Origin of the sequence: Flavobacterium sp. FPG59, assembly GCF_002150205.1 — a bacterium.
In the GTDB taxonomy this organism is placed as follows: domain Bacteria; phylum Bacteroidota; class Bacteroidia; order Flavobacteriales; family Flavobacteriaceae; genus Flavobacterium.
The window spans coordinates 1-8,486 of the sequence record NZ_MTCA01000135.1; the positions used below are offsets into that span (position 1 = coordinate 1).

6 protein-coding genes are annotated in these 8,486 nt (G+C 32.2%); 5 read left to right on the forward strand and 1 reads right to left on the reverse strand.

Features of this window, described 5'->3' with window-relative positions; translation table 11 throughout:
- The 5 genes from FPG59_RS16620 to FPG59_RS11380 all read left to right on the forward strand — a co-directional run.
- Positions 1 to 292, forward strand: a 292-nt coding sequence (locus FPG59_RS16620) for a hypothetical protein (protein WP_176330738.1), incomplete at its 5' end; no start/stop codon positions are given.
- Positions 293 to 360: 68 nt separating this feature from the next.
- The gene (locus FPG59_RS11365; RefSeq protein WP_086454718.1) at positions 361 to 2,853 is read left to right on the forward strand and encodes a YbcC family protein; all 2,493 of its coding nucleotides are present in this window, start codon (positions 361 to 363) and stop codon (positions 2,851 to 2,853) included.
- Position 2,854: 1 nt separating this feature from the next.
- Positions 2,855 to 4,726 (forward strand): proton-conducting transporter membrane subunit, encoded by a 1,872-nt coding sequence (locus FPG59_RS11370; RefSeq protein ID WP_254906691.1) that lies wholly within the window; start codon positions 2,855 to 2,857, stop codon positions 4,724 to 4,726.
- A 78-nt stretch (positions 4,727 to 4,804) separates the two neighbouring features.
- Positions 4,805 to 6,412, forward strand: a complete 1,608-nt coding sequence (locus FPG59_RS11375) for a SulP family inorganic anion transporter (protein WP_086454719.1) — start codon at positions 4,805 to 4,807, stop codon at positions 6,410 to 6,412.
- Positions 6,413 to 6,415: 3 nt separating this feature from the next.
- Positions 6,416 to 7,174: a DUF2490 domain-containing protein gene (locus FPG59_RS11380; RefSeq protein WP_086454720.1), complete on the forward strand. Its 759-nt coding sequence runs from the start codon at positions 6,416 to 6,418 to the stop codon at positions 7,172 to 7,174.
- Positions 7,175 to 7,379: 205 nt separating this feature from the next.
- Here the strand turns inward: FPG59_RS11380 and FPG59_RS11385 are convergent, their stop codons facing one another.
- Positions 7,380 to 8,303 carry a 1-phosphofructokinase family hexose kinase gene (locus FPG59_RS11385; protein WP_086454721.1) on the reverse strand — a complete coding sequence of 308 codons (924 nt, stop codon included), beginning with the start codon at positions 8,301 to 8,303 and terminating at the stop codon, positions 7,380 to 7,382.
- Positions 8,304 to 8,486 lie beyond the last annotated feature (183 nt).

An 8,486-nucleotide genomic window follows, 5' to 3' on the forward strand; every position in this document is an offset into this window, starting at 1 on the left:
ACCTGAAGTCAGTAATAATTTTAAGAATTATAAAGTTGAGCACGCAAAATCTTATGGGTTTTCTGCTCTAAATGAAATTGAAAATGATTTTGAATTTATCAATTTTGACATTGAAGAAGATGTTGAATTTGGTGATGATTTAGAAAAATGTTTCACTGGAGTTAGTTCCAATTTTGATTTATTTTCTTATTCCAAAAATCAAAAAATCTACAATAAAACACTTTTTTGTATCCTACAAAAAAGTATTCCTTTATACGATCTTTTCTGTAACTGGAAGCTTAATTTAAGTTAATACAATATTCATAACTGTTTGCTCTATACAAGCAAATTAATATTGTTATTAACTTAATTTAGAATATAATGAATTTAACTTCATTGCGATTTGTAGAAGAAGCAACTCTTCACAAACTATCGCATTTTCTACCTGCACAAAATCCGTTGAAAGACTTTGTGCATCACAATACATTACATGCTTTTCAAGACAAAGACTTCTTTACTGCCTTACAAGAATCATCTGAAATATTTGGTTATAAAACGTTTTTACCTCTTTCTGATTTCAGAAACAAGCTAAAAAACAACCAAATAGATGCAGCAATTCTAGATAAAATTATTTACCAGAAAAAAGGAGAAGACCACTTTTCATTTTGGAAAGAAAATGTTTTACAAAAAAATTACGACGAAGCCATTCATCCTAAGATTGGAAAACTTAGAAGTCTTTGGAAAGAAAAATACGCCATAAACTTAGACAAATCCACGCATGGTATTCTTTTTAGAATCTTATGTAGTTACTTAGATCAAGGTATTTCTGTTTGGACTTTTCCTGTTCATAAAGACGGGTTTTTAGCTTCCATAAAAGAATTAGACAAAAATGGTGTTTTTAGTATTTTCTCAACGGCAAGAGCTAAGAAATTACTAGAAGAAGACACTTCCATTTATAAATTACTTCAAATTTTAGTTGGAGAAGGTTTGTATTTTGAAAATTATCTCTTTGATCAACAATTTTCTCATCCTGGATGGAGCGGCATGATTGCAACTTTAGAAGGCAATCCCACTTCATTATTAGATGAAAGAAAAATAACTTTAAAAGAACTTATTACTTTCGAGTTACTTTTAGAAATTGACGCTTTAGATAAAAAATTTGGTGGAAATTGGGAACCTTTAACCTCCAAAATCACTTTTGATGCCGAAAATTTATTTTCTCAATCGGCCTATTCTGAATATTTTGAAGTGCTTTCTATTTGGCAAGAAGCTTTTGAATGGACCTTTTACAACCAAGCCTTAACAGGTTTACAACATAAAACAAGTGTAAAAACGTCAAAAGAAACTACAAAATTTCAAGCTTTCTTTTGTATGGACGACAGAGAATGTTCATTACGAAGACATGTAGAAGCTTTAGAGCCTCATGCCAAAACGTTCGGAACTGCTGCGTTTTTTAATTTCGAATTTTTCTATCAACCTATAAATGGAAAATTCTTTACCAAATTATGTCCAGCACCTGTAACTCCAAAATTTTTAATTAAAGAATTACCGAGAAAAAAGAAAAGCGCTAAAGATTATCATTACCATAAAAAATCACATTCTTTAGTATTTGGTTGGCTTATTTCTCAAACTTTAGGATATACCTCAGCGTTTAAATTGTTTTTAAATATTTTTAAACCGAGCATGTCACCAGCCACTTCTTCATCTTTTAAACATTTAAATAAGAAATCGCAATTAGTTATTGAAAACAACAATCCAAAGGAAACTATTGAAGGTTTACAAGTTGGTTTTTCAGTGGAAGAAATGGCAAACAGAGTGGAAGGGATTTTAAAAAGTATTGGTTTAGTGGAAAACTTCGCACCTCTTGTGTATGTGGTTGGCCACGGCGCAACTAGTGTAAACAACACCCATTTTGCCGGTTACGATTGCGGTGCGTGTAGCGGAAGACCAAGTAGTGTGAATGCAAAAGTATTAAGCTTCGCAGCCAATCATGCAAAAGTTCGTGAAATTTTGGACGAAAGAGGTATTCTTATTCCAGCTGAAACTCAGTTTCTACCCGCTTTACATGATACAACTAGAGATGAAATTGTTTTTTACGATGAAGAATTACTTTCACAAATCAATACATTTTCACATAAAGAAAACAGCAAAACATTCACAAATGCCTTAGCCAATAATGCCAAAGAACGCTCTAGACGATTTGATACCATAAATTCTAGCGAAAGCATTTCAAAAGTACATGAGAAAATAAAAAATCGTTCGGTTTCACTATTTGAACCTCGACCTGAATTAAATCATGCGACAAATGCCATGTGTATAGTTGGAAGAAGAAGTGTTTCAGATCATGTGTTCCTAGACAGACGTTCGTTTATGAATTCTTTTGATTATAAAGTTGACCCAAAAGGCGATTATTTAGCTGGAATTTTAAATGCCGTAGCTCCTGTTGGTGGCGGAATTAATTTAGAATATTACTTTTCTAGAGTCGACAATCATAAACTCGGCGCGGGTTCCAAATTACCTCATAATGTAATGGGATTAATTGGAGTTGCAAATGGAATTGATGGCGATTTACGACCAGGTTTACCTAGTCAAATGATTGAAGTTCACGATCCATTACGATTATTAATTGTAGTAGAACATTTTCCTGAAATTGTAAAATATGCCATAACAAAATCTCCTGCAACTTACGAATGGTTTATCAATAATTGGGTGAATTTAGTTGCCTTAGATCCAGAAACTAAAGAACTATATCGTTTTGTGAATGGTGAATTTGAAATTTACAAACCTGTTTCTTATAACATACAAACTATCGATAACTCTTTGGAATATGCGATTACGAGTTCGGAAAATTTAAACATAACGCTACTAAAATAAGATGATGACAAATGAATTTTTATTAGTATTTATCATTATTCCTATTGTAGGATTTTTGATTAGTTTTTTTATTCCTGAAAAGAAAGAGTCTTGGCTATCTTGGACGGCATTTACAACCGTTTTTGTTCAGTTTTTAGTCTTATGCGTTTTTATTTCCTATTGGATAATTAACGGCAGCAAAGATTTAAATTTATTCGAAATATCGTTAGTCAAAACAAATGACTACGACTTCTTTATAGATTTTTATTTCGACAAAGTAACTGCGGTGTATTTATTCATAGGTGCTTTGTTAACCTCAATGATAACAACATATAGTCGCTATTATCTACATCGAGAAAAAGGATACAAACGCTTTTTTATCACCGTTTTATTCTTCTTTTTTGGATATAATTTAGCCATTTTATCAGGGAATTTTGAAACCTTATTTATTGGTTGGGAAATTATCGGAATTTCATCATTTTTACTAATTGGTTTTTACAGAGAACGTTATTTACCTGTAAAAAATGCCTTCCGAGTATTTTCAATCTATAGAATTGGTGATGTTGGAATTATTTTAGCGATGTGGGCAAGTCATCATTTGTTTCATGAAAACATCACTTTTATCCGACTGCATAATTACGAATTGGTCAACGAACATTTGCAAAATCACACCTTAATTGGTTCGTTTATTGCCTTATGTTTGGCGTGTGCGGCTGCAGTAAAATCTGCTCAAGTACCTTTTTCTTCTTGGTTACCAAGAGCTATGGAAGGTCCTACGCCATCAAGTGCTATTTTTTACGGTTCACTTTCGGTGCATTTAGGTGCTTTTTTAATGTTACGAACCATGCCTTTTTGGGAACACCAAACGTCTATGCGAATTGCCATTGGCGTAATGGGTTTCACCACAAGTATCATTACCACTTTAATTGCTAGAGTACAATCCTCTGTAAAAAGTCAAATTGCTTATAGTTCGATTTCTCAAATTGGATTGATATTTATTGAAATTGCATTAGGATTCGAAACATTAGCTTTATTTCATATCGCTGGAAATGCGTTTTTAAGAACCTATCAATTATTGGTTTCACCATCTGTGGTAAGTTATTTAATCCGAGAACAATTTTACAATTTCGTACCTAAACAAGTAAGCAAAAGTATCCTTCCTAAAAAATTAGAAAATGCTTTATATGTTTTAAGTATCAACGAATTTTATTTGGAAAAAATAATTAGAATTTTCCTTTGGAATCCATTAAATACGATTGGTAACAAATTAAATTTCTTAAACTTAAGAAAACTATTCTTCTTGTTTTTAAGCACGTATTTAGTTGGAAGTATCGCTTTGTATTACAAAAATTCCATCCCAAGTTATGTAACTAATTATTTACCTGAAATTTTCGCTGCGATTGGATTAGTATTCGTTTTCAAAGCCTTTTCAGAAAGAAAAAGTCCGTTTGTAGCTTGGTTACTAATTGTTTTTAACCATTTCTGGATTGTGTTAGCCATTTTGTTTAACGAAAAAGTAAGTTATTACGAAATATCCCTTTATATCACAGGAATTGTAATTGCGGGAATTATTGGTTACATAGCTTTATTGAAATTAAAAACAATGGAAAAGAGAATTTTATTAAGTCAACATTCTGGACACGTATATGAACATCCAAAATTTGCTTTCTTTTTCTTATTAGCAGCACTTGGTGTTACAGGTTTTCCAATTACTTCCACTTTTATTGGCGAAGATTTATTGTTTAGCCATATTGAAAGTCACCAAGTAGTTTTAGCTTTTTTAGTGGCAAGTAGTTTTGTGGTTTCCGGAATAGCTGGCGTTAGAATTTACACCAGACTTTTCTTAGGCACACACATTAAAACCTATCACGAATTACCTTATAAATCATCATAAGAAGAAATAAGATTATAGACGAAAGATAATAGACTTTTCGCAAATATTTAAATTATCAATATAAACACATTCATTTATATGAACTCAAAAATAAAAAAATTCATCCCAGCAGACGGAATTGCGGGATTAAAAGAAAATTTCTCATCAGATGCTATATCTGGTTTTATCGTATTTTTATTAGCGCTTCCTTTAAGTTTAGGAATTGCCAAAGCATCAGAATTCCCACCAATTATGGGATTAATTACTGCCATTATTGGTGGTTTATTAGTCAGTTTAATTTCTGGTTCACGTTTAACTATAAAAGGACCAGCGGCTGGATTAATTGTAATTGTAGCTAGTGCTGTAGCAGAATTTGGAAAAGGCGATCCGATTTTAGGTTGGAAATTAGCCTTAGGCGCAATGGTTATTGCAGGTTTTGTTCAAATTTTATTTGGTGTTTTAAAACTTGGAAAACTAGCCGATTTCTTTCCGCTTTCAGCCATTCATGGTATGTTAGCCGCCATTGGAATCATTATTATTGCGAAACAAATTCCGGTTTTATTAAATGACAATCCAGCTTTAGCAAAAGGAAAAGGTCCGTTAGAATTATTAGCTAACATTCCGAATTTCATTATGAATTTAGACTATAAAGCTACTATTATTGGTGTGGTTAGTTTAGCTATTATGTTAGGTTGGCCGTATATCAAAAACAAGTACATCAAAATGTTTCCAGCGCCACTTGTAGTTTTATTATTCGCTATTCCAGCTGAGTTATATATGGATTTCGCACACACTGAACCTGCTTATTCTTTGGTAAAAATTGGAAATTTAGTAGATAATATTAATTTCAATGCTAGTTTTGCTGGTATTTCACAAACAGGAACGTTTATTAAATTCGTAATTATGTTTGCTTTGGTTGGAACTTTAGAAAGTTTATTAACCGTAAAAGCTATTGACTTAACGGATCCTTTCAAAAGAAAATCGGACGCCAATAAAGATTTAATTGCGGTTGGAATTGGAAATGTTTTCGCTGCTTTTTTAGGCGGTTTACCAATGATTGCTGAAGTAGCACGTAGTTCTTCAAATGTGAACAATGGTGGAAAAACTCGTTGGGCCAACTTCTTTCATGGTTTTTTCATTTTAGCTTTTTTATTAGTCGCTTCACCCTTATTAGAAATGATTCCGAATGCCGCATTAGCAGCCATGTTAGTTACAGTTGGAATAAAATTAGCACATCCAAAAGAATTCATTCATACCTTTGAAATTGGAAAAGAACAATTAGCCATATTTTTAGTGACTATTTTCTTTACTTTATTTGAAGATTTATTAGTCGGTATCGCTGCTGGTATGATTTTAAACATGATTATTCACTTATTACACGGAACTCCAATTTCATCATTTTTTAAAGCGCCAACTGAAGTCGCTTTCGAAGGAAATGAGTATTTAGTTACGATTAGTAAAGCGGCAATTTTTACTAATTTCTTAGGAATTAAAAGAAAATTAGAAGAAATTCCATACGGATTTAACGTTACAATCGATTTAAAAAAGACAAAAATTGTAGACAATTCAGTTATGGAAAACTTAGAACATTTCGTTCATGATTATGAATCTAACGGAGGAAAAGTAACCATTAAAGGATTGGAAGATCATACGGCTTTTTCAGCACATCCAAAATCTTCAAGAAAAAATTTAAATTTCGTTCATTAACAAATGAAAAAATATAATAATTTCTTAGTAGCTCTCATCGGGCTACTAGGAATTCTGTTGCCAAATAGTTCAAGCGCACAGGTAAAAACAAATAATAACGATGTTTGGTTTCATTATGTTGGAAAAAACATGTTAAGCCAAAAGTTATCGTTTACACTAGAAGCCACTATGCGATATGCAAACGGAGTTTCAGAAAAACAACAATATTTTGTGAGACCCTCTTTTGATTATCAGTTTTCTAAAAAATTCAATGGTAGCATTGGTTACTCGCATTACAGCACGTATGTATATGGAAGTCCGGCTTTAAACAAAACAGACATTCCGGAAGATCATGTTTGGATTCAAGGAACTTTTGTACACACGAAAGGAAAATTTAAATTCACACATCGTTTAAGAGATGAAAATAGATTTGTTGGAATTGCAGTTAAAAACGGAACCGATTATTCAATTGATCATTACGATTATAGAAACAGATTGCGATATATGTTTTTGATGAATTATACTTTAACGAAAAAGGAAGATAAAGTCAAATTATTTGGAATTGTTGGCAATGAAGCCTTTTTTAATTTAGGTTCAAATGCTGGAAAAACCTTTTTTAATCAGAACAGAATTATTGGAGGTTTAGGCTATAATATTGATAAAAACCAACAGATTCAAATAAGTTATATCCATCAAAATATTTGGAATTATACGAATACGTTACAAGAAAGTAATCCAACCGTTAGGATATCCTACGTCACTAACATTAGTCTGTTTAAATAAATGTATACTTTGAAAGAAGTAGTGTTTTGATCAAATAAGAGATCTATATTTCACATTCCTATTATACAAAAATGATGGAACACCATTGACCAAAACCCTTTGTAAGCTATAAATTTGTACTAGTAGATTAGGGAGTATTTATAAAACAACATCCTACTAATTTCTTATAAAACCCAATAACGAAAGTTATTGGGTTTTATTTTTTTTACATTTCACCCAACAATTGAATCACATCTTCTACTTTAAACAATTGAGTTCCTTCGTTCATAGTTGCTGCAGAACCACAAGCAACTCCCATTTGTATCACTTCTTTTAAAGTTTTGTTTTGAGACAATGCCCACACCATACCACCTACCATACTGTCGCCAGCTCCTACAGTGCTTTTCTTTTCTACTTTTGGTGCTTTAACAAAATGAGTTTCGTCTTGCGTTACCAAAATAGCTCCATCAGCCCCTAGTGAAACGACAACAATTTCAGCACTTTTCTTTTCTATTAATTGTTTAGCTGCTTTTTCAACCTCTGGTAATTCTAATCGATCTACACCAATTAATTTTGCTAATTCTCCAATGTTGGGCTTTATCAAGTAGACTCCTGTTTCTAAAACTTTTTTCAGTGGTTCACCAGATGTATCTACAATAACTTTGATGTTAGAAGCTTTTGCTATTTGGGCTATTTGTTGGTAAAAATCAGTTGCTAATCCTTCATTTAAGCTTCCACTTATTACCAAGTAATCCGTTTGCAACGTTTTTACTTTTTGCAAAATTTCATCTTGTTCAGCTGGAGATAACTCGTTTCCGGGAAAACCAAAACGGTATTGTGATTGTTTTTCAGAATCAAAGGCAATAAAATTTTCTCGTGTCCAGCTTTTCGTTCTTATCAATTCAGATTGCAAACCTTCTTTTGTAATTAATTCTTCGAGCAATTCACCAGAAGAACCACCAGAAGTAAAAATGCATTTGGACGTTCCTCCTAATTTTGCAATGGCTTTAGATACATTTATACCGCCACCACCAGCGTCATAGCGCGGTTTTCCGCATCTAATTTTTTGCTCAGCGATAAGTCCAGTAAAATGAGTCGATTTATCTAAGGAAGGATTTATGGTTAGTGTTACAATGGGTTTCATTTTCATGTAATCAAATTAAATTGTTGAAAGAAATATAAATTTAGTCAAAAAAAAAAGCGAAATCTATATAGACTTCGCTTTCTTTTTACAATTTCCTTCTATTATCATCAGAATTTGTATCAATCAACTTATTATAAGGGTCAACGCCAACTTCTGTAGGTTTTTCGCTTACCATTAACACCACTGTAT

What these genes read in the sequence shown, in the direction of transcription:
- FPG59_RS11365 (WP_086454718.1), top strand. Translation starts at nt 361, where the DNA reads ATGAATTTAACTTCATTGCGATTTGTAGAAGAAGCAACTCTTCACAAA.
- FPG59_RS11380 (WP_086454720.1), top strand. Translation starts at nt 6,416, where the DNA reads ATGAAAAAATATAATAATTTCTTAGTAGCTCTCATCGGGCTACTAGGA.
- FPG59_RS11385 (WP_086454721.1), bottom strand. Translation starts at nt 8,303, where the DNA reads ATGAAAATGAAACCCATTGTAACACTAACCATAAATCCTTCCTTAGAT.
- FPG59_RS11375 (WP_086454719.1), top strand. Translation starts at nt 4,805, where the DNA reads ATGAACTCAAAAATAAAAAAATTCATCCCAGCAGACGGAATTGCGGGA.
- FPG59_RS11370 (WP_254906691.1), top strand. Translation starts at nt 2,855, where the DNA reads ATGATGACAAATGAATTTTTATTAGTATTTATCATTATTCCTATTGTA.